The 26,453-nt window shown below is 40.3% G+C and carries 23 protein-coding genes and 2 tRNA genes; 22 read left to right on the top strand and 3 right to left on the bottom strand.

The features are described 5' to 3' along the window. The first annotated feature begins 114 nt into the window (after positions 1-114). Both EHQ62_RS03920 and EHQ62_RS03915 read left to right on the top strand, forming a co-directional pair. A tRNA-Cys gene (locus tag EHQ62_RS03920) sits at positions 115-185 on the top strand. 15 nt (positions 186-200) lie between these two features. Then, a tRNA-Leu gene (locus tag EHQ62_RS03915) sits at positions 201-284 on the top strand. 353 nt (positions 285-637) lie between these two features. On the opposite strand, the gene EHQ62_RS03910 is transcribed toward EHQ62_RS03915, so the two are convergent. Beyond that, complete coding sequence (locus EHQ62_RS03910; RefSeq protein ID WP_135640925.1) at positions 638-2,554, bottom strand: O-antigen ligase family protein; 1,917 nt, start codon at positions 2,552-2,554, stop codon at positions 638-640. Between the two features lie 30 nt (positions 2,555-2,584). Here EHQ62_RS03910 and EHQ62_RS03905 point away from each other — a divergent pair, with 30 nt between their 5' ends. The 10 genes from EHQ62_RS03905 (at position 2,585) to EHQ62_RS03860 (ending at position 11,247) form a co-directional block, all read left to right on the top strand. Next, on the top strand, positions 2,585-3,406 hold the full coding sequence (locus EHQ62_RS03905) for a glycosyltransferase family 2 protein (RefSeq protein ID WP_135640924.1): 822 nt from the start codon (positions 2,585-2,587) through the stop codon (positions 3,404-3,406). Beyond that, positions 3,393-4,151 (top strand): LBBP_01157 family protein, encoded by a 759-nt coding sequence (locus tag EHQ62_RS03900; RefSeq protein WP_135640923.1) that lies wholly within the window; start codon positions 3,393-3,395, stop codon positions 4,149-4,151. Before EHQ62_RS03905 ends, EHQ62_RS03900 begins: the two co-directional genes overlap by 14 nt. Before the next feature lie 4 nt (positions 4,152-4,155). Next, entirely contained in the window at positions 4,156-4,743 is a 588-nt protein-coding gene (locus EHQ62_RS03895; protein ID WP_135640922.1) for a D-sedoheptulose 7-phosphate isomerase, read from the top strand. Position 4,744: 1 nt separating this feature from the next. Next, entirely contained in the window at positions 4,745-5,491 is a 747-nt protein-coding gene (locus EHQ62_RS03890; RefSeq protein WP_244241630.1) for an ATP-binding cassette domain-containing protein, read from the top strand. Then, positions 5,451-6,926, top strand: a complete 1,476-nt coding sequence (locus tag EHQ62_RS03885; protein ID WP_135640920.1) for an FHA domain-containing protein — start codon at positions 5,451-5,453, stop codon at positions 6,924-6,926. Before EHQ62_RS03890 ends, EHQ62_RS03885 begins: the two co-directional genes overlap by 41 nt. A gap of 13 nt (positions 6,927-6,939) precedes the next feature. Then, positions 6,940-7,755: a hypothetical protein gene (locus EHQ62_RS03880; RefSeq protein WP_425269521.1), complete on the top strand. Its 816-nt coding sequence runs from the start codon at positions 6,940-6,942 to the stop codon at positions 7,753-7,755. A gap of 78 nt (positions 7,756-7,833) precedes the next feature. Next, entirely contained in the window at positions 7,834-9,228 is a 1,395-nt protein-coding gene (leuC, locus tag EHQ62_RS03875; RefSeq protein ID WP_135640918.1) for a 3-isopropylmalate dehydratase large subunit, read from the top strand. 1 nt (position 9,229) lies between these two features. Next, positions 9,230-9,856, top strand: coding sequence for a 3-isopropylmalate dehydratase small subunit (gene leuD / locus EHQ62_RS03870; protein WP_135640917.1), 627 nt, complete (start codon positions 9,230-9,232; stop codon positions 9,854-9,856). 8 nt (positions 9,857-9,864) lie between these two features. Then, complete coding sequence (locus EHQ62_RS03865; protein WP_135640916.1) at positions 9,865-10,245, top strand: FKBP-type peptidyl-prolyl cis-trans isomerase; 381 nt, start codon at positions 9,865-9,867, stop codon at positions 10,243-10,245. Beyond that, the gene (locus tag EHQ62_RS03860) at positions 10,246-11,247 is read left to right on the top strand and encodes a PLP-dependent cysteine synthase family protein (protein WP_135640915.1); all 1,002 of its coding nucleotides are present in this window, start codon (positions 10,246-10,248) and stop codon (positions 11,245-11,247) included. It begins immediately after the preceding gene. On the opposite strand, the gene EHQ62_RS03855 is transcribed toward EHQ62_RS03860, so the two are convergent. Further along, positions 11,244-12,950 carry a patatin-like phospholipase family protein gene (locus EHQ62_RS03855; protein WP_135640914.1) on the bottom strand — a complete coding sequence of 569 codons (1,707 nt, stop codon included), beginning with the start codon at positions 12,948-12,950 and terminating at the stop codon, positions 11,244-11,246. The genes EHQ62_RS03860 and EHQ62_RS03855 overlap by 4 nt on opposite strands. Positions 12,951-13,080: 130 nt before the next feature. Here EHQ62_RS03855 and recN point away from each other — a divergent pair, with 130 nt between their 5' ends. The 8 genes from recN (at position 13,081) to EHQ62_RS03815 (ending at position 23,464) form a co-directional block, all read left to right on the top strand. Then, a complete protein-coding gene (gene recN / locus EHQ62_RS03850; RefSeq protein WP_135640913.1) occupies positions 13,081-14,790 on the top strand; it encodes a DNA repair protein RecN in 1,710 nt (569 codons plus the stop codon). 75 nt (positions 14,791-14,865) lie between these two features. Further along, positions 14,866-15,483: a MotA/TolQ/ExbB proton channel family protein gene (locus EHQ62_RS03845; protein WP_039927833.1), complete on the top strand. Its 618-nt coding sequence runs from the start codon at positions 14,866-14,868 to the stop codon at positions 15,481-15,483. Positions 15,484-15,490: 7 nt separating this feature from the next. Then, entirely contained in the window at positions 15,491-15,922 is a 432-nt protein-coding gene (locus tag EHQ62_RS03840; protein ID WP_135618375.1) for an ExbD/TolR family protein, read from the top strand. Positions 15,923-15,925: 3 nt separating this feature from the next. Continuing rightward, positions 15,926-18,802, top strand: a complete 2,877-nt coding sequence (locus EHQ62_RS03835) for a BamA/OMP85 family outer membrane protein (protein ID WP_135640912.1) — start codon at positions 15,926-15,928, stop codon at positions 18,800-18,802. Then, positions 18,803-20,986: an ATP-dependent helicase gene (locus tag EHQ62_RS03830; protein WP_135640911.1), complete on the top strand. Its 2,184-nt coding sequence runs from the start codon at positions 18,803-18,805 to the stop codon at positions 20,984-20,986. Positions 20,987-21,005: 19 nt separating this feature from the next. Then, positions 21,006-21,434 (top strand): LIC11625 family surface-exposed protein, encoded by a 429-nt coding sequence (locus EHQ62_RS03825; RefSeq protein ID WP_135640910.1) that lies wholly within the window; start codon positions 21,006-21,008, stop codon positions 21,432-21,434. Between the two features lie 27 nt (positions 21,435-21,461). Beyond that, positions 21,462-22,331 carry a 3'(2'),5'-bisphosphate nucleotidase CysQ gene (locus tag EHQ62_RS03820; RefSeq protein WP_135640909.1) on the top strand — a complete coding sequence of 290 codons (870 nt, stop codon included), beginning with the start codon at positions 21,462-21,464 and terminating at the stop codon, positions 22,329-22,331. Next, complete coding sequence (locus EHQ62_RS03815; protein WP_135640908.1) at positions 22,325-23,464, top strand: glycosyltransferase family 4 protein; 1,140 nt, start codon at positions 22,325-22,327, stop codon at positions 23,462-23,464. Before EHQ62_RS03820 ends, EHQ62_RS03815 begins: the two co-directional genes overlap by 7 nt. Here EHQ62_RS03815 and EHQ62_RS03810 read toward each other — a convergent pair. After that, positions 23,447-23,755, bottom strand: coding sequence for a hypothetical protein (locus EHQ62_RS03810; protein WP_135640907.1), 309 nt, complete (start codon positions 23,753-23,755; stop codon positions 23,447-23,449). The genes EHQ62_RS03815 and EHQ62_RS03810 overlap by 18 nt on opposite strands. Positions 23,756-23,832: 77 nt before the next feature. On the opposite strand from EHQ62_RS03810, the gene EHQ62_RS03805 reads away from it, so the two are divergent. Beyond that, entirely contained in the window at positions 23,833-24,366 is a 534-nt protein-coding gene (locus tag EHQ62_RS03805; protein ID WP_135640906.1) for a TlpA family protein disulfide reductase, read from the top strand. 135 nt (positions 24,367-24,501) lie between these two features. Then, positions 24,502-26,436 carry an AMP-dependent synthetase/ligase gene (locus tag EHQ62_RS03800; RefSeq protein ID WP_135640905.1) on the top strand — a complete coding sequence of 645 codons (1,935 nt, stop codon included), beginning with the start codon at positions 24,502-24,504 and terminating at the stop codon, positions 26,434-26,436. The last annotated feature ends 17 nt before the right edge of the window (positions 26,437-26,453 follow it).

The following is a 26,453-nucleotide window of genomic DNA, read 5'->3' as shown; positions in this document are numbered from 1 at the left end:
AAAATGAAGCAAGCAATTTCATTTTTGGAAGAAATGTTACATTCCGATGAAAAGTGAATTCAGTTTCCATTTGACACCAAGCCTTCCTATTTTAGCCTATCCAAAGTCACGATTGGCGTCGTGGCCAAGTGGTAAGGCATGGCTCTGCAAAAGCTTGACCGCCGGTTCGAATCCGGCCGACGCCTAGTCTTACAACATACGCCTGGATGGTGGAACTGGTAGACACACAGGACTTAAAATCCTGTGGGAGTAATCCCGTGCGGGTTCGATTCCCGCTCCAGGTATGAATCGAACGACTACGAGCGAAAAAAATGGTAGTGACCCATAGGGAGCGTGAAGCCATTTTTCTGAGGACAGGATGTCCGAAGTCGCGAGTAGGACGGGCTGAGGTCGAAAGGCCAGGAAGGCCGAAGACTGAAGCGATTCCCGCGGACTCTCTCCCTCAAACAAAATACGAATCAACATCTCTTCAATCGCGACCCCGGGAAGGCTTTTTAGAAGCCTGAGGTGACGAGCAAGACGGGCTGAGGTCGAAAGGCCAGGAAGGCCGCAGACTGAAGCGATTCCCGCGGACTCTCTACATCAAACAAAATACGAATCAACATTTCAACGGTTTTCGGCCCGCGGACTTTCTCCCTCAATCGCAATTGCCTTGGATCCGGATCCTTGGTAAATACGGTGTTTCTGAATCCCAGGAGTACCAAAATCCAAAATCCACAAATTCTGGCGTGTTATTCTCGAATGCAAGAGGGTCCACTTCGATCCAATGCTCCTTCCCAATCTTTGGAAGGGAGATCTTACGCACAACTGATTCAGCCTGCACGCGGTATTCTTTGTCTTGGTCAAAACTTTCTCGTTTGCGGATTTCAATGGCAATCGATTGGGGCAGATCAGAACGATATGCTTCGTCCCATAGGATTACGAGTCGAATTGGTTTCTTTCTTGGGACAGGATCCTTCTTAAAATTCATTTCCTTGTCCAAACATCCGGAAAGTTTAAAATACCATTCTTTTGTCGGTATTGGAAGAGGGACGGGAGTTTTGGCATTGAGGGACAATTGAGAGAGTGGGCTTGGAAAATTATCCTTTGTCCTTGCTCTGTGAAGGCTTAAGTCTTTATTTTCTGTGCGACTCCAAAGGTATGTGGTTGTGAGACTCAAACAAATCCAGAAAACAAGAATCCCAAAGCTAATGGGTACAAATCGAAACATTGGTAACTGAATGACAGCTTCCCTTGGAAATTTTTTTTGGATTCGACTTGTAGGAGACAAATCCAATTTTTGGGTTGGCAGTAAAGCCAAAAGACCCATAAAGGGTAGCAATACTTCATCGTCTAACAGATAACATTGGAAACTACCAGCAATGAGGATCACAAATATTCCCAGATAAAATGAGAAATGGCGTTTGACCCCTTCTAAATTTTTTGTGATCGACCATAAAAACCCAATGGAAAAACAAAAAGCGATCAGCCCACCGAGAAGGATTCCGTGTAAAAAATCAAAATGGGTATGGGATTTGGGAGTGATCGATAAATCATAATAGAGTTCGGGAATGGAATCTACAATCGGTATGGCATAATCGATAAAAGATGTTTCATAATTCCCAGCCCCAATCCCAAATAAAACATTATCCTTTAGGATGGAAAAATTCATTTTGTGGATCCAGATCCTTTGGTTCTCTAACGAACGTTTAGCGAATACGTCATCAATCGCTCTTTGGAAGATCCAATTTGTATGGTAAAAAAGGACAAGAATTGATAAAATGAAAAAGGATCCAACAAGGATCCAAGGGATTAACTTTTTTAGGGGAGTTTTTTGTTTTTGGATGAGAAGGAAAATTCCCAATAAAAAACCAATCCAAATTGATCTACTTTGGTTTAAAAATAACAATACCAAACCGAATGCAGAGATAACCAAAGAACCTGCGAAAAAAAAAGAGAATTTAGCAATGGAACTTTTCCTTCGCACCAAACGGTAAGTTGTGGCAAATACAGGCGGCAAGTACACTGCCAAAAGCCCACCGTAGGTAAGGTGGGTGCTCTGGAAACCAATGGGAAGGTAAAGGGAAATCCCTTTTATCTCAGCCAAAAGATGGGGGAGCCTTTTTCCTTCCACATACCGAAAACCATCCATTACATAAGGAGCCAAACGGTAGTGGAAAACGAAAGATACGATCCCAGAAAGGATGAGAAACATCCCTCCTAAAACTACATAGGATTTTAGTTTCTTTTTTTCCAATTTGCTTAGGTAGTTTTGGTGCAGTAATAACAATCCCATCCAAATATCACCAAACTCCGATTTAACGATATTCTGTTTCCAATGGAAGGATTCGGTATGGAAAAGGGGTGTGAGTAAAAAACTCAAATACAATCCCACCCAAAAGATAAGAGGCAAGGGAAAACTTGGAAATTTTCTTTTTTGGATCTGGTCTAGGAATAAAAAGAAGAGGGACAGTCCACCCGTGATTTGGCTAAGGCTAATGGAAAAAGGTGAACCAATAAAAAAAACAGCCAGAAAAACAAAGGAAATCTTATGAAATGTTTCTTTCCCAAACATATTTGGTTCCAAGAATAGGTTTTAACTCCTATGGATGGCAAGAGAAAAAGAAAATTGTCGGTGGCCATCATCACCTTCAATGAAGAGAAAAATATTTGGGATTGTATCCGATCGGTAGAATCCATTGCAGACGAAATCATTGTCCTCGACTCTTTGAGTACGGACCGCACCAAAGAAATTGCCACATCCTTTTCCAAAGTGCGATTCTTTGAAGCTCCTTTCCCGGGCCATGTCGAACAAAAAAATAAAGCCATCGCCTTTTGCCAAAATGAATGGATTTTATCCCTTGATGCAGATGAAAGAGCAAATGATGTTTTGCAAAAATCCATAAAAGGATTTTTAGAATCGGAAGAGGTAAACTGTGATGGTTTCAAAATTGCAAGACTCACCTTTCATTTAGGACGTTGGATTCGTTATAGTGGTTGGTATCCCCAAAGGCGTTACCGATTGTTCAAAAAAGAAAATGCAAGTTGGATCGGAGAAAACCCACACGATTTTATCGAACTAAAACCAGGTTCCATTGGCAAACAAATGAAAGGCGATATTTTGCATTATAGTTTTAGCGACTTTAGTCACCAAATCACAACCATCAATCAATTTTCAAGTATTGTTGCTTACACTCGTTATGCGAAAGGAGAAAGGTTTTCGTTGATGAAAACAATATTCAAACCTTTCGGAAAATTTCTGGAAATTTATCTTTTTAAATTTGGGTTTTTGGATGGAATCCCTGGGCTATGGATTGCGTTTGCTTCTTCTTTTTCTACCTACCTGAAATACGCAAAACTCTATGAATTGGATCGCTTAAAATTGGAAAGACCTTCCAATATTAGGAAAGACTATGGCAAAAAGTAAATCTCCCCAAAACAAAGGGTTCTGGAAAACACTCTTCTCCATTTTCTCAACTCGCCAAAACAAAACAGATTTGGATCCATCAAAGAGGAAAAAAGAACCCAAATCCTTTGCCATGGAGTGGGCGGCAGCTTCTGAAAACTGGAAAAAAAAACTCCCCACCAAACAAATCTCATCTGGAGTTGTCACTGAATCAAAAAAATTTCGATTAACCAAAACAAATGAAAAACTCTTTCGCATTGAGGGTGAGGATTATTCCATTATCCTCATCACTGATAACCATTTGTACAAAAACAAAGATGGAAAATGGACGGGAGTTTTATTTGTAGATGAAGGATTATTAAACCAAAATCTAAACAAAGAAATTCGAAATTTAGATGATTTTTTAGACTTACAAGCCATTCCAAGAGCAGATTTATTTTTAGAGGCAGACTCTCCTAAAGAAGACTGGAGGATTGTCCTCGGTTGGGAACGATTTTGGCAAGAACAACTATTATTACAGATCTCTCCTAATTCTATGGCCCTTGTGATGCTTGCCATTGGTGAAGAGTGCAAAGAATTTTTTGTTAAGGTAGCAACGGAAAGACAAAAACGCCTTGTCCGAGATGAGTTATTTTATTTCAACTTAGGAAATCAAAATGATTCGAACCCACATTCCAAAACGAAAAATCTTTATGGTTTTGGAAATGCCTTAAAAGAATTTGGAAATAAAATCAATTTAATACGAGAAAGAAGAGAAAAGGAATAAGAACATGGAGCATAGTCAATTAATCCAAACCCACATCGAAGAATCCATTCGAGTGAAAGAACAACTTCTACCAACTCTTCTTCCAAACATATCACTTGCTGGAAAAATCCTTGTCGAATCTCTGAAAACAGACGGAATTTTGTACTTTGCTGGCAATGGAGGGTCTAGTTGTGATGCTTCACACATTGCAGCAGAACTTGTGATTCGTTATAAGTCAGGAAATGAAAGGAAAGCTATACCTGCCATCGCGTTAAACAGTGACCAGGCGGTTCTCACTGCATGTTCCAATGATTATGGATACGAATACCTTTTTCAAAGGCAACTCGAAGCCTTTGGCAAACCAAAAGACGTATTTGTGGGTCTTACCACCTCGGGGAATTCCAAAAATATCATATTGGCAGTGGATGAAGCCAAAAAAAAAGGGATGAAGGTAGTGTTATTTCTGGGTGGAGATGGTGGCAAATTAAAAGGAAAAGCCGATGTGGAAATCATCGTCCCTTCAAATGTCACGGCAAGGATACAAGAATCTCATATTCTGATTGGCCATATCCTTTGCAGTATCATTGAAAAGGATTTATTTGGCCTTGACTGAAGTGCCACTCATCCAAATCCAAAATGCCACCTTGCAAACAGTAAATGGTCATTTCATTTGGAAAAAAATCAATTTAGAAATTAAGAAAGGAACCATTCATGGGATCATCGGTGAATCAGGGTCGGGAAAGTCTACCATTGCCATGGCCTGTTTTGGAATTTTACCAGAAGGGTCCAAGTTGGATTATGATGTTTTTTCTATTCTCGGTGAGGATGTGCTTTCGAATGTTTTTAAGGCCAAAGAAAAACTTTTTTTAGTCCCACAAAACCCGAATTTAGCCTTCCATCCCTACCGAACCATTGAAAGCCAAATCCTCGATTTTGTTCGATTGTCCGGTTTGGGTAAGATTTCTATGGATCAAATTTTTTCTTACTTTGACAAACTCTCGATTTCGAAAGGGCATTGGAAACAATTCGCAAGGAATCTTTCTGGTGGGGAAAAACAAAGGATTTTACTGACCCTTGCCTTTTTACGCCACCCAGAAATTTTGATTTTGGATGAACCTACAACGGGCCTTGATGCATTTTCCGAAAAAATTGTCTTGGAAACAGTGTTAAACCTTGCAAAATCTGGAATGACTGTTGTTTTTATTACCCATGAACTTCGGATCGTCGCAAGTCTAGCCTCCCAAGTTACGATAATGAAAGAAGGGGAAGTTGTCGAATCACTTCCAATTTCAAACCAACAATTGGAGCCCAATTCAGAATATGGAAAACAACTTATGGAAGCCTCGATTTTATTTTCCTAATTGGATTTTCCTTTTTGTTTTGTTGATTTGGTTTCCTATTTTTGCTGAAAACCAGATCACTCTACGTTCCATTGACCTTCAATCCTATCCAGAAGTAAAAGTCCGAGTTCATGCCAGTGGAATCAATGAAGCGAATGATTTTACTATTTCCGAACAACTGTTAGACACTGCTCGGTTGACAGACAACTTATATTGGAATCGTCATCCTGAAAAAAATCCTTTGAATTTATACCTTTCTCTTCCCAGTTATACGAATGCTGAAGACAGACGTTGGTTACTTACCCTAGCAAACCAATTAGTAAAAATTTCCGAACAGAGTGGTGGGCAAACAAAACTCCATATCCAATCAGACAATTCCTTCCATGTTTTCGACAGAATCCGATCTCAAGTTTTGGATGTTTCATTTCCCTATCCAAAAGAACAGACTCCTCAATTTCCAATCCGTAATTGGGAAAGATTGGTTGAATCGATCCCTAAAATCAATTCAACGGAAGACCATATTTTATTTTTAGTGAGTTTTTCAAAAGAATGGCCTGATCGTTTTGAGATCCCAGAATTTGCCAAAAGGATTCGCGAAAAAAATTTAAAACTCATTGTTCTTTCGCCTAACTCATTGGAAGCGAATAAATTGGTAAGTTATGCGAAGGGAAATTTTTATTCCATTGCGAAACAAGAAAGTATCGAATCGTTATTCCATGACCTACAAGATACCACAAAACCCGATTGGATTTTGACATATGTTTCTCCTTGGAGATTGTCTCTATGGAAAGAAAATGTTGTTTTAGGAACACTCAGTTCCGTGAACACAGGAATTAATTTTGAGTTCCAATACCAAATTTCACCATTCCAAACCATTTACAGAACCTTATCTGACCCTCTCGTTTTTTTTCCTGTGAGTTTATTTTTGATCTTACTTTGTTTGGCTGCCTTGTATTACTTGCGTGGGTATGAAAGACCCCAAACAAGCCAAGTAGCAATCCAACACATCGAACCAGTTTCCCTTGTGGAGACATTTGAACGAAAGGATGAACTTGCCGTATATGACAGGATGTATGGGGAAACCTTAGAAAAAGCAGCCAAAGACAGAGAAATCGCCCTGCTAACAAAAGAAAAGGAAAGTTTACCAGGAACGTCTTACACCTATGCCGTCTTGCAAGTCCGCGAAGGAAACCAACTGTATGAACCTGTTCCTTTACAATGGAACGAAATGACCATTGGTAATTATGAATCCAATCATATTGTCCTCCATGATCCGAGTGTTTCCGGACTTCATGCAAAGATAAAAAATCGAAAAGGGAAGTATATATTGTTTGATTGTGTCTCAGAGGCAGGTGTATACTTAAATGGCCGAAAATTATTACGTCCGAAAGTGTTACACCATTTGGATGAAATCCAAATAGGGAAAACCATCCTAACGTTTCGAGGGAGATACTAAGATGTTATACCAAATGAGACGGATCCAGTTTCTCAGTTTCCTTTTTGTCCTTTCGATTCTTGTTACCAATTGTTCGGGACAAACTTCGAATAATGATACGGCAACATCACTTTTTTTAGCAAAGGAAACAGGTGAGAATGGTTGCACAGTGGCAGGCCTCGGTTCCCAATTGAAGGCAGGATACACCGGGATCACAACAAGTTCCCAATCTGTTTCCTTTTTACTCGCTGGGGATACGTATTATGCTGTGATGCAAATCAAAGGTGCACAAATTGGAACGCGAGTCGTACTTTCCCGTTATGCGAAAGTAGCGGTGTATACTTCCTCTAGTTGCCCATTGGAATTGAATATTGCCCCGTTAGCCAAAGAAGGAACGGAGTATACAAAAACCGATTCTACCCAAACCATCATTAGATTTACGAAATCTGGAAGTTATCTATTGTATCTCTACCAAAAGGAAAGTGGTAGTGCCAATCCACTCTCTGTACTCACCGACGGAACAGCCGTACAAACGGTTTCTGATTCGGACCTAACGGATTTACTGAATGGTGGTTCCACAAAGACCTTCAAATTTGCCTGCGATGTGGGTGGTGGTGTCTGCCAAAACTACTACGGCTATCTGACAAGTTGCCTTTCCGGGACCAAACAAACTGCCAAGTGTACGGAAACGGGAGTTGTGGGATCCTGTAAGGTCACCCAATCCAGTGTGGGATTCATCATCAGTGTATATACGGCTCCGCTGACTGGCGGTGGTGGTGGGACTGCCGCCACACATTGTTCAGGCATCTCAGGCAGTTACGTCGACGGCTCCACAGTCCAAACTCCATAAGAATCAATCTATTTTTTCAAATTCCCTGGACACAGACCCCCATGTCCGAGTTATGACTGGAAGTGGGGGAGTCTAGTTATGAAAACCATGTTTGAGAAGATTTGGAATGACCATTTGGTTCACGAGGAAGATGGGACCTGCCTGATCTACATTGACCGCCACCTTGTCCACGAAGTGACTAGCCCACAAGCCTTTGAAAGTTTAAAACTTACGAATCGACAGGTAAGACGCCCTGACGCAACATTTGCGACCATGGACCACAACGTATCCACAAGGACAAGAGATTGGAAGTCAGTGGATCCCATTTCCGTTTTGCAAATGCAAACGTTAATGGACAATTGTAAAGAAAACGGAATTACATTATTTGATATCAACCACCCTGACAATGGAATTGTACACGTTGTGGCACCAGAACTTGGAATCACACACCCTGGTATGACAATTGTTTGTGGGGATTCTCATACAGCAACCCATGGTGCTTTCGGTGCTCTGGCTTTCGGAATTGGAACCTCAGAAGTGGAACATGTGCTCGCCACCCAAACCCTTGTCCAAAAGAAACCGAAAACCTTAGAAATCCGAGTGGATGGAAAACTTTCACCTCTCGTTTCTGCGAAGGACATCGTACTTGCCATCATCGGTAAAATTGGAACTGACGGTGCCACAGGTTATGTCATCGAGTTTACAGGGGAAGCGATTCGTTCCCTTAGTATGGAAGGGCGTATGACCATTTGCAATATGGCCATTGAAGCAGGTGCAAGAGCTGGCCTTATCTCTCCTGATGAAACCACAATCAATTACATCAAAGGACGTGACTTTGCGCCTAAGGGTGATGCGTTTGAAGTAGCGGCAGCGAAATGGAAATCCTATGCCACTGACCCTGGTGCAAAATTTGATAAAACAGTCACGCTGAGTGCAAATGACATTGCACCAATGGTTTCCTGGGGGACATCTCCAGGACAAGTGATCCCTGTCACAGCGACAGTACCAAGTCCAAATGATTTCACTGATCCTGTGCAAAAAAAATCGGCTGAATCAGCTCTCGCTTATATGGATTTAAAACCAGGCCAAAAACTTTCCGATGTGAAAGTGAATAAAGTTTTCATTGGCTCCTGTACCAACTCAAGGATAGAAGACCTCCGCGTTGTGGCCGAAACCGTAAAAGGGAAAAAGGTCAGTAAAGATGTGGAAGCGATCATTGTGCCAGGATCAGGACGTGTGAAACGCCAAGCAGAAAGCGAAGGCCTCGATAAAATTTTTCTAGAAGCTGGTTTCCAATGGCGGAACCCAGGTTGTTCGATGTGCCTTGCCATGAACGATGACGTTTTATCCCCGGGTGATCGTTGTGCCTCCACTTCCAATCGAAATTTTGAAGGAAGGCAAGGGAAAGGGGGAAGGACTCATTTAGTAGGACCTGCCATGGCAGCTGCTGTGGCCGTAGAAGGGCATTTTGTAGACATTCGGGAGTGGAAATAAGATGAAAGCATTTACCAAATTAAAAGGGATCGCAGTCCTTCTTGACAAAGCAAACGTAGATACCGACCAAATCATCCCGAAACAATTCCTTCGAAAAATTGAAAGGTCTGGATTTGGAAAACATTTGTTCCATGATTGGAGATTCTTAGACGATGCAGGGCAAAAACCTAATCCTGATTTTGTCCTCAATGCTCCGAGGTACCAAGGAGCCACTATCCTCGTTACCAGAGACAATTTTGGTTGTGGGTCATCCAGAGAACATGCCCCTTGGGCTTTAGAAGACTATGGCTTTCGCTCGATTTTATCCCCTTCTTTTGCGGATATTTTTTACAATAACTGTTTCAAAAATGGAATGCTTCCGATTGTGTTACCTGAATCCCAAATCGAAGAGATTTTCCAGGTGATAGATCAAAAACCAGGAGCCAATTTAGAAATCGATTTGGAAAACCAAGTTGTGATTACGGAAGCAGGGAATCAGTATCCATTTGAAGTGGATGCATTCCGTAAACATTGCCTACTCAATGGTTTGGATGACATCGGACTTACCTTGCAAAAAGCAGATTTTATTCAAAAATTTGAGGAAAAGAACCAAAAAGAAGTTCCCTGGTTGTACAGAAAGAGTGTATAATAAGCCCCATGAAGAAGTTATTTTTGGCTCTCAGTTTTTTGATGTTTGTTACAGCGGGTATTTCTGCTGATGAATTGCTCATCCAGGACACCAAACAAGGGTTAGGCAAGGAAGCAATCCGTGGAACAACAGTTGTCGTTCACTATACGGGGAAATTGACCAACGGAAAGGTGTTTGATTCTTCCTTAGACCGAGGGGAACCATTTAGTTTCCAATTGGGCCAAGGAAGAGTGATCCAAGGTTGGGAAAGGGGAATTGTGGGGATGAAAGAAGGTGGGAAACGGAAACTTACCATTCCACCTCAGTATGGTTATGGGGCGAGGGAAATGGGTCCCATTCCTGCAAATTCAACTCTCATCTTTGACGTAGAATTAATAAAAGTAAAATAAATGATCGATCCAATTTCCAAAGGCATTGATGACTTTGGCAACAGTTTGTTGCAAGCACTGAATAATGTACAAGGCATCTTTGGAAAGGAACTTTCCGTTGCCAAACCAATCAAAGACAATGTTTTGCAATTGATTGGCAACACACCTCTCATCCGCTTGAATCAGATTGGATCGGAATATTCCGGTGTCCAGTTTTACCTAAAGGCTGAATTTTTAAATCCAACAGGATCGGCAAAAGACCGCACTGCCATCGCAATGGTGTTAGACGCCGAAAAACGTGGGAAACTCAAAAAAGGGATGCCCATCATCCTTACGGGTGCTCGTTCTTCTTCTGTGAGTTTCACTTGGATCGGTAAGGTAAAAGGATACCCTGTATATTGCCTGGTTCCCCTTACCACATCCCCAGAACGGGTACAACTTTTACGGAGTTATGGAGCAGATGTAACCGTTACCAATACTTCTGATCCTATCAAATTAGCCGAACTTGCCGATGAAAAAGCAAAGAAGTTAGGTGGTTACCTTCCAGACGAACTGGAAAACCCGGCCAATCCTAATTTCCATTTCAAAACAACGGGACCGGAAATTTGGCGTGATTTGCAAGGGAAAGTAGGAGCTGTGATTTCAGCACCTGGTTCTGGTGGTGCGATCACGGGGATTGGGCGTTACCTCAAGTCACAAGACAGAAGGGTAAAGGTCATCATTGCGGGGAAACAAAATTCACCGTTTATGGAATATGGGAAAACAGATAACCCAAAAGAAAGGGAAAGGATCAAACTACCTGCTGTATATGATCCCAAACTCATCGACCATTATTTCCATGTCACAAAAGACGAAGCCTTACATTTGCAAGCAGACTTATATGAAAAAGAAGGGATCTTTGCCGGGCTTACAACAGGAACGGTGATCACAGGAGCCTTACGTTTTTCTGAGACATTGTCTGACGTTGAAAAAAACGAAAGGAATCCCTTTAATATTGTGATCCTTTCTCCTGACAGAGATTAAGATTTTTCGCTAAACAGTTGTTTGATTTCTTCTAAGGAACTCCTAACAACTGTTTCTCCCAGTTCAATGAATTCTTTACTCCTCCAAAACTCAAACCAATTTGAATTGGGTAAAATAGGGTTTAAATACACATCTGCTTCTTGAGCACTGTACTTTCCAATTCGGTATTGAAGGGAATACAAACTGTTCACGATGATATCGAGTACATTCAAATTTAACATTTTATTTGTTTTCATTTCATCTTTGGAACTAGGCATAGAATTGATGGCGATGATTTTTTGGATGCCTTCTTGTGTGAGAGCCGAAACAGGAAGTGGGTTCACAATCCCACCATCAACATAGGTTTTTCCATTTTCTTGTGGTTGCGGAACAAAAACTCCAGGGATGGAAATACTTGCCATCACGGCATCGAGTACTTTCCCTTCTGACAAAACAATTTCCTGTCTTGTGGAAATATCACAACTGATGAGGCGGAGTTTGATGGGAAGGTCTTCAAAATACAAATCCCCTAAATACTTTTCAAGGAGTGTCCTCACATGTTTTCCATGGAGTAAACCTTGTCCAGGAAAGGATAGATCCACCAATTTAAACATTTTGAACAAACTATCAATTTCTCCGAGTAAAGGCAGGATTCCTTTGTAGCCAAGACCACTGGCCCAAAAAGCACCGATGATGGCGCCGATACTTGTGCCAGCGATCATATCAGGGATGATCCCTTCTTCTTCCATGACCTTCATGATCCCAACTTGGGCAAGACCAAGAGCCGCTCCCCCACCAAGCGCCACTCCCATCTCCACACCGGAGAGTTCCCTTGCCTTCCGCCTGATAAAAATTTCCCATTTACCATGGTCTAAGATATCACGAATGTTTGTTTCATGGTAGAGGATTTCGTTTTCTCTTGAGTCCTTTGTGATCGAGTCACAAAGATTGGATTGTGTTTGTTTGGAAATCAAATTTTCGATATGATCGGCTTCATCGATTAACAAGTGTTTTAATTCGGTATCTGTTTCGGGGAAAACTTCTAAAAAAATAAAGGAATGACTGGCATAGTGTTTGCCTAATGTTTCTTTGATCCGATCTGCGTCTTTGAATTTGTAAGACTTGGAATGAGGGGACGTTCCATTTCCATTTTGAGAAAAATGGAGGATAACCGATTTTTTCCCCGATTCCTTTTCAATTGTTTCAACCAATTCACTTGCGAAACGATCCTTTGTGATGGGGTCAGAGTGCACCAAACATACAACTGAATTTCGAAAGTATTCTTTGCCTCCTAAAAGTTCACTCCGTAAGGATTTGGTGAGCATTTTGGAAAATGTGATGGAAAGATAAGGGATTTTTTGGATTAATTTTTGGAATTCGTTTTGGGAGAGGACAAGGAATCTAGATTCACTCACAGTAACGGCTGTATGGTTGTGTTTTTCTCCTGTTAATAGGGCTTGGATTCCAAAGTATTCTCCTTTTTTTAAATACTGGACTTCTTCTTCGCGTTTTCCCTCTCCTTTTTTAGGAAGGAAGAGTTTGATCCCACCAGATAAAATGAGAAATAAACTCCTATCACTGTCACCGGCCGTAAATAAGATTTCATCCCGTTCTCGTTCGACAATGTGAACGGATTCAGCCACCCAAGTTTTTTCCTTTTTAGAAAGACTTCGGAAGAGGGGTAAACTTGAAACGAGATGGATTTTGCCTTCAAGATCTTTCATGGGGTGCCTTTTCCACCAGAATTTCAAAAAGGAAGGGAAGAGAAATTGAGATTTTTCATGTTTTTTAAAAAATTTTATTGACTACTTATTTGTTAAGTAGTAACTTTTTGTATAGCAAACAGGAGTCTATATGATCACACATTTGAAAATTAAGGATTTTGCCCTTTTTGAATCTTTGGAACTTTCCCTTTCGGACGGTCTCACTGTCTTCACTGGAGAATCTGGTGCTGGAAAATCTTTAATTTTCGATGCATTGGCTTCTCTTTTTGGAGGGCGATGTTCCACAGCCAATATCCGGCAAGGGAAGGAACGGTATTCCCTCCAAGCAGTTTTGTCACTCACAGGACAGAACTTGGCCAAGGACTATTTGATGGAACAGGGGTTTCGGTATACGGGGGATGAAATTCTCATTACCAAAGAATTGATGAAAGATGGAAAAGCTCGTGTGAAAATTGGAGAGAGCCTTGCTTCCACCACTCACCTTCGCGAACTAGGGAAAACAATGGCAGAGATCCATTGCCAAAATGAGCAGTTATTTTTATTAGAAAAATCCAACCAATTGGAATTCCTCGATCGATTTGGAAATTTAGAATCGCTTAAATTTAAATTTAAGTCAGCACTCCAACAGTATCGGCATTGGAAACAAAAACTTTCTGATTTTGAAGAAACTAGGAAAACCATGTTGAAACGAAAGGAAATCTTGGAATACGAAGTGGAGGAAATTGAAACCATCTCACCAAAGGAAGGGGAAGAGGAAAGTTTAAGTTCTGAAGAAAGTTTACTCGCCAACGGTGAAAAACTTGCGGAAAACTATCGTTTGGTGTTAGAGGAACTTTCTGAAAAGGAAAATTCGATCTTAAAGGTATTCCCAAGCCTCATCCATGCCATCCAAAAGGTAACCATCCTCATCCCTGAAAAGAGGGAAATGTTAGAAGAATGGGAAGATGTGTATGACCGGCTTAAGTCTTTGAAATCAGTGATCCGAGAAGAGGAAGAAGAACTATTTTTTAGTCCCGAGAGACTCGATATGGTGCAAGCAAGGCTCCAAGATCTCAAAAAATTGAAGAAAAAATACAATGTGAGCATTGGTGAAATCAACCAACTCTTAGAAGAGAAAAAATCGGAACTGGAACGTTGGAAAGAACAGGCTGGGGATGAAGATTTCCTCAGGATCAAAAAAGACCAATGCCTTTCGGAACTAAAAGAATTGGGTTTCCAACTTTCCAAACTCAGAAGGAATGCCATCTCACAATTCGAAGAAGAAGTTCAAAGGGAAATGTTGGACTTGGGATTGGAAGGAGGGAAACTCCAAGTGGTCCTCCGTTGGGAAGAAAATCCTGAAGGGGAAGTGGAAGAAGGTTCGAAATCCTATTTCCTTTCCGAATCGGGTTTAGACCAAATCGAGTTCTATTTCAGTGCCAATCCGGGTGAAAAACCAAGGCCACTGCGGAAAGTGGCCTCTGGAGGGGAACTCTCTCGTGTGATGCTTGCCCTTCGCAGTGTGCTTGGAAAACAGGCACCATCCCCCCAAATGCTTGTTTTGGATGAGGTCGATACGGGTCTAGGAGGGGAAGCCGCAGAAGCCATGGCAACCAAACTAAAAAAACTAGCGCGGAATTCGCAAATCCTCCTCATCACCCACACCCAACAAGTGGCAGCCGCAGGAGACCACCAAATTAAGATCGAAAAACGACAAGAAGGTGGCCGAACGGTATCGGAAGCTTCCGTTTTAGACTTTGAAGAGAGGAAACGTGAGTTGGCAAGGATGATCGGGGGAAAACAAGTCACCACCGCCGTTCTGAAAGCGGCAACGGACCTTCTTATGAAAAAAGCGGGTTAGTCCTTTAAAAATAGTATTTGGCGAAAAAGGGAAGACTGAAAACTCTATTCGTAATCCTCCAATGGGGTCTCATTCATGTCTTTTCCTTTCGCTAAATCAGATTCAATCATTTCATCGGTTCCTCCGCAAACCATTCCCATTCTAATCATTTTTGTATCCATCGTGGGTTTTACCATCATCGTGGAACGACTTGTTTACTTTTGGAGATTAAAGAGTATCTCACAAGACCATTTCCGAAAGGTAAGGGAACTTGCACGGGAGGGAAAATGGGACGATGCAAAAGACGTCTTAACCCAAGAAGTACAGTCCCCTGCGGCAACCTTACTTCGATTGGCATTTGATCTCAAACGCCGAGGGGTTGCTTTCTGGGAAGAGGACATTAGGCAAGAAGGGTTCCGCCAGATTTACCTAATGGAACGTTACCTAACAGGTCTCGGTACAATTGCCACCATCGCTCCGTTACTCGGTGTTCTTGGGACAGTGATCGGGATTGTTCGATCCTTTGCAGAAGGTGCGGGAACCCAAGGGGCTGAAGTAGGGATTTCAGAAGCTCTGATCACAACAGCGATGGGTCTTGCCATAGCAATTCCGGCTTATATTTTTTATAACGTTTTTACCCGAATGAAGGAAGAAAAAATTACGGAAATGGAAAACGTAACCGATCTTGTTTTACCTCATTTGAATAAACGATAATCGAAAAATGAAATTTCGTAAATCCACAAAGTCGTTTAATAACATCGAACTGGCACCTCTCATCGATGTGATTTCTTTTATCGTCATTTATTTTTTAATGAACGCAACATTGGAAAAAAATACTGCTTTAAAGGTAGAGTTACCTCGTTCCTCGAGTGTTGCGAAAGAAAAACAAAAAGATGAACTTGTGATCACTGTAGACAAACAAGGTAAAATTTATTTGGATCAAAATTCCGAACCGGTTGCCTTAGAAGGTCTTACGGAAAAAATAAATAGTTTTTTGGGACCTGAAAAAGAAAGGGATCCTAAAAAAAATAAAGTTATCATTCGCGGGGATGGTGGTGCGTCCTACCAAGTTGTTGTTAAGGTGATAGATGCTGTGAATGCCGCCGGTGTCAGTCGCTTTAATTTAGCTATGGTAAAAGGCACATCTAAGTAATTTTTGAACATTCGAAAACATTTCAAACTCTATAGTTTATTTCTTTTATCTCTATTGATTTTGGTATCAACAGAGTGGGTATCATTATGGTCGAATCGATCTGTATACCTAGATAAAGTCATTACTAAAATTGAATTTAAAGGCAATATCAACACCTCCTCCGATGATATTTTAGAATTAATGGATATGAGGCCTGGTGTCGCTTTATCACAAGGTTTACTCAATGCCGATATGCGAGCCTTGTTTGTTTCAGGTTTTTTCTATCATATCGATATCCAAGGGGAAGCCGACGGTGATGGTGTCAAAATTTTGGTCATTGTCAAAGAGCGCCCTCGTGTTAAGGACATTGATTTTATTGGAGCAGATGAAGTTTTCCCGTCCGACCTTCGCGATAAAATCCCTCTAAAGGAAAACGAAGTCATCACTCCTAAAAAAGTAACGCTTTCCAAAGAAGTCATTTTAAAGAAATACCGGGATGAAGGGTTTTTCCTTGCTTACGTTAGATTTGAAACCGAACCAGTGAATCCGGAAACAAACACGGTTAAGGTGAAGTTTATCATCGATGAAGGGGAAGAAATTCCCGTTAGTAAAGTCAATATATTTGGAAACAACGAAATTGATACCTATGATATCCAAGGGATCATGGATTTGAAGGAAAGTGGGATCATTGAATCGGGTGTATTTAAAGAGTCTGCTTTCGAATCAGATAAACAAAAAATTGCCGCTTACTTAAAATCTCGTGGGTATGTGGATGCTGAGATCAGTAATGAGGGTACCAACTGGGAAATCCGTTGGGAAAATCCAAAGAAAAAAGACAAACGGGTTGTCATCGTAAATTTTAAAATCATTGAAGGGGAACAATATTTTTACAACGGTTATACGACAAATCATGACTTAACCATTGCCCCGAATGGGATGCCACAATTTTTAAATAAAGAAAATAACCCGATTGGTACACCAAAAGAAGAGTGGGCTCCCGTTTACCCTGTTAAGTTTTTGGAAGACCAATACGAGTTTGCCCCTGCCGATGTGGGTGAAGTTTTTGATGAAACAAAATTCCAAAAAGATAGAGCATCGATCAACGAAGCCTATTCAGCAAAAGGTTATTTGTTCGCGCAGGTAATACCAAGGCGTAAAGTTGTAGAATTAAGTGATTCTTCTCTCTCTAGGTATGAAAATTGTGATAAACGAGGAAACACAGATGCAATCGCTGATTGTAATGAAGAATTCAACCGTTTGAATATCGCAAGGCTACGTAAATTGTATGAAGCTGAACCAAAATTACGGGGCAAAAAATTCATACACGTTGATTTTACAATTCGTGAAAACAACTTAGCCTTTATCGAAAATATTATCATCAAAGGGAATAAAAAAACCCAAGACCGAGTGATCCGAAGGGAATTATTATTTAAACCTGGAGATTTATTTAATTCATCCCTAGTGAATCGTTCCAGAGAAAGGATCTTTAACTTAGGTTACTTTAAAGAAGTTAACTTCAATATGAGACCGGGTTCAGATGAAACCAAAATGAACCTGATCATAGAGCTTGTGGAGCAACCCACAGGAACTGTTTCTATGGGGGGTGGTTACGGAACCATCACAGGCTTTTCCATTTTCACTCAGTTAGGTGAAAATAACTTAAACGGAACTGGCCAACAGATCACAGGTCGTATTGAATTTGGTCCAATCCGTAGGTATTTGCAATTGTCTTGGACAGAACCATGGTTTATGGATAAACCTTGGTCCTTAACACTCTCTGCTTTTTATTCATCCAGAACTTTGTTTGTGGGAGCAACTTCGATCACAGAAAACAATAACCAAGGGATTAAAGAAGTTGCTTCTTATGAAAGGACCGGGGTTGGTGTGAGTGCGGGGATTGGACACAGGTTTTTAATCAACTGGACCCACTTCCATCGTTACTCTCCTTCCTTTTTTGCTTCGACTAGACCAACATCACTTGTGTCGGACCAGGTTCTTGCAGAGGTGGACCGGGGTTGGCAATTCCGCTCTCAATTGACAAACGGGATTGCCTACGATAGCCGGGATAATATTTTTAATTCCACCCAAGGTTTTAATTTAATTTTTTCAATCGATAATGTTGGTCAGTATTTGGGTGGGGAAAGCCATTTTGACCAATTTAGTCCTATCTTAGAATATTATCATACTTGGTTTGATTATACATTTTTTGGACTCATTCGAAAGAATGCGCTTAGGCGGTGGAGGGTGGTGCAACAATTCCGTACTTCTTCCGTTTTTACGTATGAACGAAAGCCTAAGTATGGAAGCCAAGACAAGGAACGAATTCCTTACATCCAAGTCCAAGATCGATTGTTCCTTGGAGGTTATGAATCCCTTCGTGGTTGGTTTTTTGACGATAAGTATTACCCAGATGAATGGAAAGACGGGGCGGCGAGCCGTGTTTTATTTACTTCAGAATTACGGTTTCCAATTGAGCCATCGTTATTATGGTTTGTTGTGTTTTTTGATGCTGGATCTATGTTTGAAGAGATCAACCGTGCCGTTGGAGAAAGGCGGGAATTTTTTAAAAATTATGATAACTTAGTGCGAGCACAAAGGTATTCGGAACCGGTCGAAACCTATTTGTTCGAAAACTACAATGCTTTCGGACAAAAATTGCCTGATTCTCCACTTGTCGTCAATGATCCAGGAAACTTAATCCTTTCTAGTAAAAACCTATCGATGTCAAATTTCCGTTTTTCTTGGGGTTTTGGACTTAGGATCCAAATCCCTGTTTTACCTTTACGATTGTATTTTGCGCAAAGGATACGTTATACGGGAGTGGAGGATCGACCATTTGGTTTGTATCCTGATAATAATAGTTTCCAATTTGTTTTTGGTATCGGAGACATGCGTTTCTAAGTGGAGTTAGCCAGTCTAAACGAAGAACAAAGATTAGCTGTTGAAACTATTGATGGCCCACTCCTCATATTAGCTGGTGCTGGCTCTGGAAAAACCAGGGTCATTACTTATCGAATTGCAAATTTAATCCTCAATCACAATATTTATCCCAATCAAATTCTCGCAGTAACCTTTACCAATAAAGCGGCAGAAGAGATGCGAAGTCGTTGTCGGAGTTTGTTACCAGAAGGAAATTCTGAACCTTTGGTAAGGACCTTTCACTCTCTTTGTTTGTATTTATTACGAAGAGAAGGAAAAGTTTTAGGACTTGGTAGTAATTTTACAGTTTATGATAGTGATATGCAAGAATCACTGATCAAAGAAATTCTAAAGTCAAAAGACATGGACACAAAAGAATTTCGTCCTTCAAGTCTTGCCAATCAATTCTCCCAAGCAAAGGATGCATTTTTAACGGCAGAAGAATTTGCCAAAAAAAAAGTAGATGATGCTTACTCAAAAACGATTGCTTCCGTTTTCTTAGAATATGAAAAAAGAAAAGACCTTCGGAATGCATTAGATTTTGGTGATTTAATCTTAAAAACTGTCATTTTATTCCGTGATTTCCCGGTGATTTTAGAAAAATACCAAAGGTTATGGAAATACATCATGGTAGACGAATACCAAGATACAAACAAAATCCAATACCATTTGGTACAATCACTTTCATCATTTCATAAAAATTTATGTGTGGTTGGTGATGATGATCAGTCGATTTACTCCTGGCGTGGTGCTGATATTTCGAATATATTAAATTTCAAAAAAGATTATCCGGATGCAGTTGTGGTGAAACTCGAAGAAAATTATAGATCTACAAAAACCATCATTGAATCAGCTGCAGCCTTAATCTCACATAACAAACAACGGACAAATAAAACATTACGAACGGAAAATCCGTTAGGTGATAAAATAAAATTCACTTCGTTTCAAAACGAAATGGAAGAAGCAGAAGGCATTGTTCAAAAAATCCAAGCGAATGCTCGTAAAGGTCAAAAGTATTCCAATTTTGCAATTTTTTACCGAACCAATTCCCAATCACGTTATTTTGAAGAAGCCCTTCGCAAACGTGCCATCCCTTACAAGATTTTTGGGGGCTTTCGTTTCTTTGATCGTAAAGAAGTAAAGGATTTGATTGCTTATCTTTCCGTGATTGTCAATCCAGTTGATTCGACTTCTTTACTCCGGATCATCAACTCACCTCCAAGAGGGATTGGCGATACTACAGTGAATCGGCTACTAAACCATTCCGTTGGAGAAGGTTTGTCTCTCTATGAATGTTTGAACAAACAAGTTCCTGATATCAAAAAAGGGACATTACAGAAACTAAATTCTCTTTACCGTATGTTGGATTCCGAAATGGAAGATTTAGGAAAAAAAACTCCTTCTGAAATTGCTTATGATGTTTTGGAACATTCAGGATACCGTGAGTTTTTAGAAAACGAAGGGACGGAAGATTCCTTTTCCAGACTCTCCAACCTCAATGAATTTGTGAATGCCTTAAAAGAATATGAGGAAACAAATCCTGAAGCCAGTTTAGAAGAATATTTGAGTTCGATTTCACTCATCACAAGTGAAGAGAATACAAAAGATCTCCCAGATTACGTCATCCTTATGACAGTTCATAATGCCAAAGGATTAGAATTCCATCATGTATTTATGGCGGGTATGGAAGAAGGAACCTTTCCACATTTTTTATCAATTGATTCACCTGAAGGGATAGAAGAAGAACGGAGATTGGCCTACGTTGCCATTACAAGAGCAAGAAAACATTTAGATATCAGTTATTCAAGATTCACTCGGAAATTTGGAGAAGTGGATGCTAGGTTTCCTTCTCAGTTTTTAGAAGAAATTCCCAAAGAATATATGGAAGGTGAGTTTACGGAATCTAAATATGGTGTGAGAAGGCCTGAAGCCACTCCCCGTGCAGAAAGGTTCCAAAAATCCGAAGAAAAGTTTGAATCCATCCAAGCAAAGGTTGGAAGTGGTGATTTCCAAATTGGAACCAAAGTAAGACATAAAGTCTACGGAGAAGGCCGTATTTTAAGTATTTCTGGTTCTGGAGATAACCGAAAGGTGGAGGTTCGCTTTGGATCTCATTTAGATAAAAAATTCTTATTGGCATATACACCATTAGAGATAATATCATGAGAAAATTAGGAGTAAACGTATGAACTTGTTTTTTAAATGGATCACGATCATCAGTTTGAGTGGAATGGCTCTCTATTCGCAACAGAACACTGGTTTGGCGGAAGAATTTACTCGATTAGAAGACCACATACGTAACCCAAAACTCACAGATGAACAAAAGAAAAAGAATTTTGAAGCCAATTTAGTGAATTCTGTTCGGAGTACTCTCTCCAAACGTTTTGCAAATCCGAAAAAAGAATTAAAGGATTTAAAATTCCAAGATTTACAAACAGAACGTCCGGAAGGAACGAATACTTTTTATGTAAAATATAAAAACTTTTATTTTCAATACCAGTTTCCAGTTGATCCTGAAACCTATGTAACTTTGCCTTCGGAAGAAATTGTTTTGGAAAAACCAGAGGGACTTGACTTGGGTTCAGGTGCTCACAAAGAAGAAAAAAAGAATTAAATTACGTTTACCGATATTTAGGAAGGAATGGAAGAACAAGAGTTTCAGGAAGTTTGGCGGTGGGTATTAACAGTCGGTGATTCCATATTAAACATCTATCGGTCAGATTTTGAAATCCGTGATAAGGGTGGAAACGACCCTGTCACGGAAGCAGATTTGTATGCGAGTGAGTTTTTATTTGAAAAAATATCAAAACAATTTCCTAACCATGGTTTTTTATCGGAAGAAAAAGCGGACACGAATCGTCGTTTGGATAAGGAATGGGTTTGGATTTTAGATCCTATCGATGGGACAAGAGAATTTGTAAAAAAAAATGACCAATTTGCACTAAGCCTTGGGCTTGTGCGAAATGGGGAACCTATTTGGGGGATTATCTTTAACCCTGCAACCGGTGAATTTTTTTCCAAAGGCAAACATAGTTTTTTTGCAAAACTCCAAGCTCCTTATGCAACCGATGAAAATTTTAGAACCTTGATTGTCGAAAGTTCTTCCGTATTGCATCCGTTACAGGATGTTCGGGATGGAAAGAAAAAACCAATTTTACTCGTTTCTGTTTCTGAAATGAAAGAAGGTCTATTTAGTGATCCTTTTTGGAGCGAAGATTTTGAATTACGTGCCATGGGAAGTATTGCCTACAAATTAGGATTGTTATCCGCAGGATTCATTGACATCATTGTCTCTTTAAAACCTAAAAATGAATGGGATATTTGTGGTGGGATTTCGTTGTTAGATGAAGAGAATTTTATCTATTTTCCATTGAAGGACAAACCTTACCAATTTAATCAAAAAACAACATTAAGTTTCGGCCTTGTGGCTGGTAAAAAATCAGCTGTGAATTATCTAGAATCCAAAATTGATTTCCACCAACTTTCCCTAAAGGTGAAAGAAAGATGGTAAAAACCTATAAAATTGGATTGGATGCAAGACCTCTTTCCACGCGGGTTTCAGGTGTAGGACGTCTCATTGCGGAAACGTTAAAGGCATTCCCGAGTAAAGAGAAATATGAGTTTTTGCTTTTTTCGCATTTGCCCATCCATGCCGATCACAAAAAAGTATTAGAGTTAGCTAATGTTCGGTGGGTAGATGGTGGTGGATTTTTGAAGTGGAAGGGAGGATTGTATTATAATGTATACGTTCCATTTTACCTTTTGACACATAGATTAGATTTGTTTTGGGGTTCCCAACAAGTATTACCTCCTTTTTTACCTAAGGACTTAAAAGCTGTATTAACGTATTGTGATTTGGTATTGTATTTGTACCCAAATACAATGCGTTGGATTGCAAAGGTCCAACAAAGATTGTTTCAAAGTTATTCTGTTAGGCGGTCAAGTTTTATTTTATCCATATCCAAACAGACAAGTGATGATATGTGTAAAAAATTTGGATATCCAATGGAAAAAACTGGTGTTGCCTATCCAGGTGTGAACCCAGAAGAGATGACCAAACTTTTGGATACAAAACTTTCCAATCGTATCAAGGACTTGGGCACTGGTTTTCTCTTATCGGTTTCAACCATTGAACCTCGGAAAAATTATCCGTTTTTATTGGAAGTTTTTCGGGAATATAGGAAGTTAAACCCACACCACTACAGGCCTTGGGTCATCGTTGGAAAAATTGGTTGGGAATCACCGGAATTCATTGAAGAGCTCATCCAAGAGCGGACCCTTTACAAAGATATTTTTATTTTAGATTCGGTTTCCGATTCTGAACTGCAACATGTTTACAAACGTGCTGGATTGTTTTTGTTTGCGAGCAAGTATGAAGGGTTTGGAATTCCAATGGTAGAAGCTCTATTCCATAAACTCCCTTGTATTGTTTCAGACATTCCAACCTTTCATGAAATTGGAAAGGATGGAGTGCAGTACTTTGCAACCGATTCCAAGGAAGATGTGAAACAGTGGGCGCTCGCGATTGATGTTTTCTTTCAAAACCCAAAACCAGTGGATCTGTCTCTTGAGGAGTTTCGTTGGGAAAACGCGGCAAAAATCACTGAAGGTGTTTTCCGCCATGTATTAGAGGAAAGCGAATAAACCTCGTTTTTTGGTCACAACACCCGAAAAAAGTATTTTGGTTTTGTCACCCCTTGGAACCACATGCAAATGGAATCGGTCTTTGGTCATGGCTTGGATTTCACATTCCCAATCTTTTGTGTGAGAAACCAGTTTGATCCGATCACAAAGAATCTCTCCGTCTACCGACCAAGTGAGAGGGTATTTGGTTTTGCCTCGAGAGAAATTGGATTTGGTTAGGTTTCCATGAAACTTCCAAGTAACAGAAGTTTCATCGCCTGATTCGTAAGGTTCCGAAAGAGTTGGGATCATAGAAATTCCTTTTCCCTTCCAGTTTCCCTTTACGTATGCATTCCATTCGTCTAAATTGGAGAAGTAGTTGTAAATTAATGATTCCAAAAATGAAAGCTGTCTTAATCCGTTTGTTAAGGTCCAGAATTTATCTTCTCGTTTTCCTATCTTTCTTTTTTTGTAAACCTGAGGGAGGAACGGTAGATTTTTATCCAAACCCAATTCCCAAACTCAATGGTGGTACCGAATCATTTGGCCTTTGGAAGGGGAAAGTGATAGTTCTTGATTTTTGGGCCACTTGGTGTGAGCCATGTGCGAAGGCTGTCCCTACCATCAACGAATGGAAACAATCCGTAAGTGAAGATGATTTTGTTTTTAGAGGGATCAATACGGATACATCGGAGCCTCTGGAAAAAATCAAAGAACACATGATCGAGTTAAAAATGGATTATCCCACCTTACTTGATAAAGACTGGAAAATGACTGATTTTTACCATGTGGAAGGCATTCCTTGTGTCCTTGTGTTTGATCGTTCTGGAAAAATTGTGTACCGTCAGTACGGGTTGGTGCATGAAGACCTAACAGGACTCGTGATCCGTTCCCATATATGGTCCAAGTCGGATCTGCCATAATTGTGCAATGCGAAACAAAATTTTGGACGTTCCTTGATTTCGATGACAAGAATGAAAATGTCTTGACTCATGTTCGTTAAAAAAGTCCCTTAAAGATACCTTTTACCGTTTTCTTTTCAGAAAGGAGTCAGAATCATGCCAGCCAATTTGCCCGAACTCTTCCAGCAGAGTGCTGAAAAATTTGGGAACCGCCCCGCATTCGTAAGTAAAGACGAATCGAAGTCCTATAAACCCGTTACCTTCAAAGAAGTCTACGACCTTGGTATCAACTTAGCAGAAGCACTCATTGATTTAGGTGTCAATGCAAAGGAAAATGTAGCCTTGCTCGCAGACAACCGATTGGAATGGATTGTTACCGATTATGGAATCCTTATGGCAGGGGCAGCAGATGTTCCGCGTGGGACCGATATTACGGATTCAGAAATTGTTTATATTCTCAATCACTGTGAAGCAAAAGTAGTTTTCTTAGAAAATGACAAAATGCTTGAGAAATTCCAAAAAAACAGATCGCAGTTGGAATTTGCAAAGACCCTCATCGTGATGGATAAAAAATCCACAGCTACGGGTGTTCTCAAACTCTACGACCTCATTGAAAAGGGAAAAGAGTTGAGAGCAAAAGGTTCTAAAAAAGCTGAAGATCGTATGAAAGCGATTTTACCTGATGATCTTTTTACCATCATCTATACATCAGGTACGACTGGGATGCCAAAAGGAGTAATGTTAAAACACAGTAACATGATCCACCAAACAAAAGCAATCCTTGGAAGTATGATTGAGATCAAAGCCGACGAACGTATGTTATCGATACTTCCTGTCTGGCACGTTTTCGAAAGGGTATTCGAATACCTAGCCATTGCAGCAGGTTGCGCAACTTATTATACAAATGTTCGCGACCTTCGTGATGATATGAAAAAAGCGAAACCAACGTTTATGGCATCTGCTCCTAGACTTTGGGAAAGTATTTATAACGGGATTTATACGAGAATCAATGATCCTAAACAAACCCCTGCGATCCGCCGTGGGCTTTTTAATTTGGCATATTTTTTCTCTAAACATTTTAATGCTGCCACAAGGTTTCTAAAAGGGAACCAAGTAGACTATGTAGGAAGGAATCCCATCGTTTCGTTATGCAAAGGAATTTATTACTTCACAGTGGCAGTCCTCTTTGCGGTTCCTTATTTTCTACTCGACTTAGTGGTTCTTTCCAAGATCCGCGAAGCAACTGGTGGAGAATTAAAGGCATCTGTTTCTGGTGGTGGTGCACTCCAAAGACACGTAGATGCTTTCTTCAATGACATTGGGATCAATGTTCTCGAAGGGTATGGGATGACAGAAACGTCACCTGTGATCTCCGTTCGGACCTTTAAAAAATTAGTCCAAGGGTCTGTGGGTGTGATCACTCCAGAAACCGAAGTACAAATCCGTGACGATGTGGGAAAGGTTCTCACACATGTGGATGCAAACCAAAAACTAGTTTCTGGTAAGTATGGACAAAGGGGAGTGATCCACATCAGAGGGCCACAAGTGATGAAAGGGTATTATAAAAACCCGGAAACCACTGCAAAGGTTTTGAAAGATGGTTGGATGGACACGGGTGATATTGGAATGTTCAATTTCAAAAAAACCCTTACCATTACTGGTCGGGCAAAAGACACTGTCGTTTTACTTGGTGGTGAAAACGTTGAGCCAATTCCAATCGAAGACAAACTCACTGAGTCTCCTTTTATTTCACAGTGTATGGTGATTGGGCAAGACCAAAAGAATTTGGGTGCCATTGTGGTGCCTGATTTTGACCAACTCACTGCTTGGGCAAAGGAAAATGGAATCAACGAGACTGACAAACAGAAACTCATTGAGAATCCGAAAGTCCTAGATTTTTACAAAAAAGAAATCAAAGCCCTGAACAACACCAAAACAGGTTTTAAATCTTTTGAGCAGGTGACTCCGTTCATCCTCATCACAAAACCATTTGAGGTGGGTGATGAATTGACAAACTTATTCAAAATGAAACGCCATTTGATCACTGAAAAATATAAGGACAAAATCGCAGCACTCTACGCTGCCGATTAGTCCTTCGTTTTGTAACC

It is taken from the genome of Leptospira jelokensis (assembly GCF_004769635.1).
In the GTDB taxonomy this organism is placed as follows: domain Bacteria; phylum Spirochaetota; class Leptospiria; order Leptospirales; family Leptospiraceae; genus Leptospira_A; species Leptospira_A jelokensis.
This window is presented reverse-complemented; position numbering and strand designations above follow the sequence as displayed.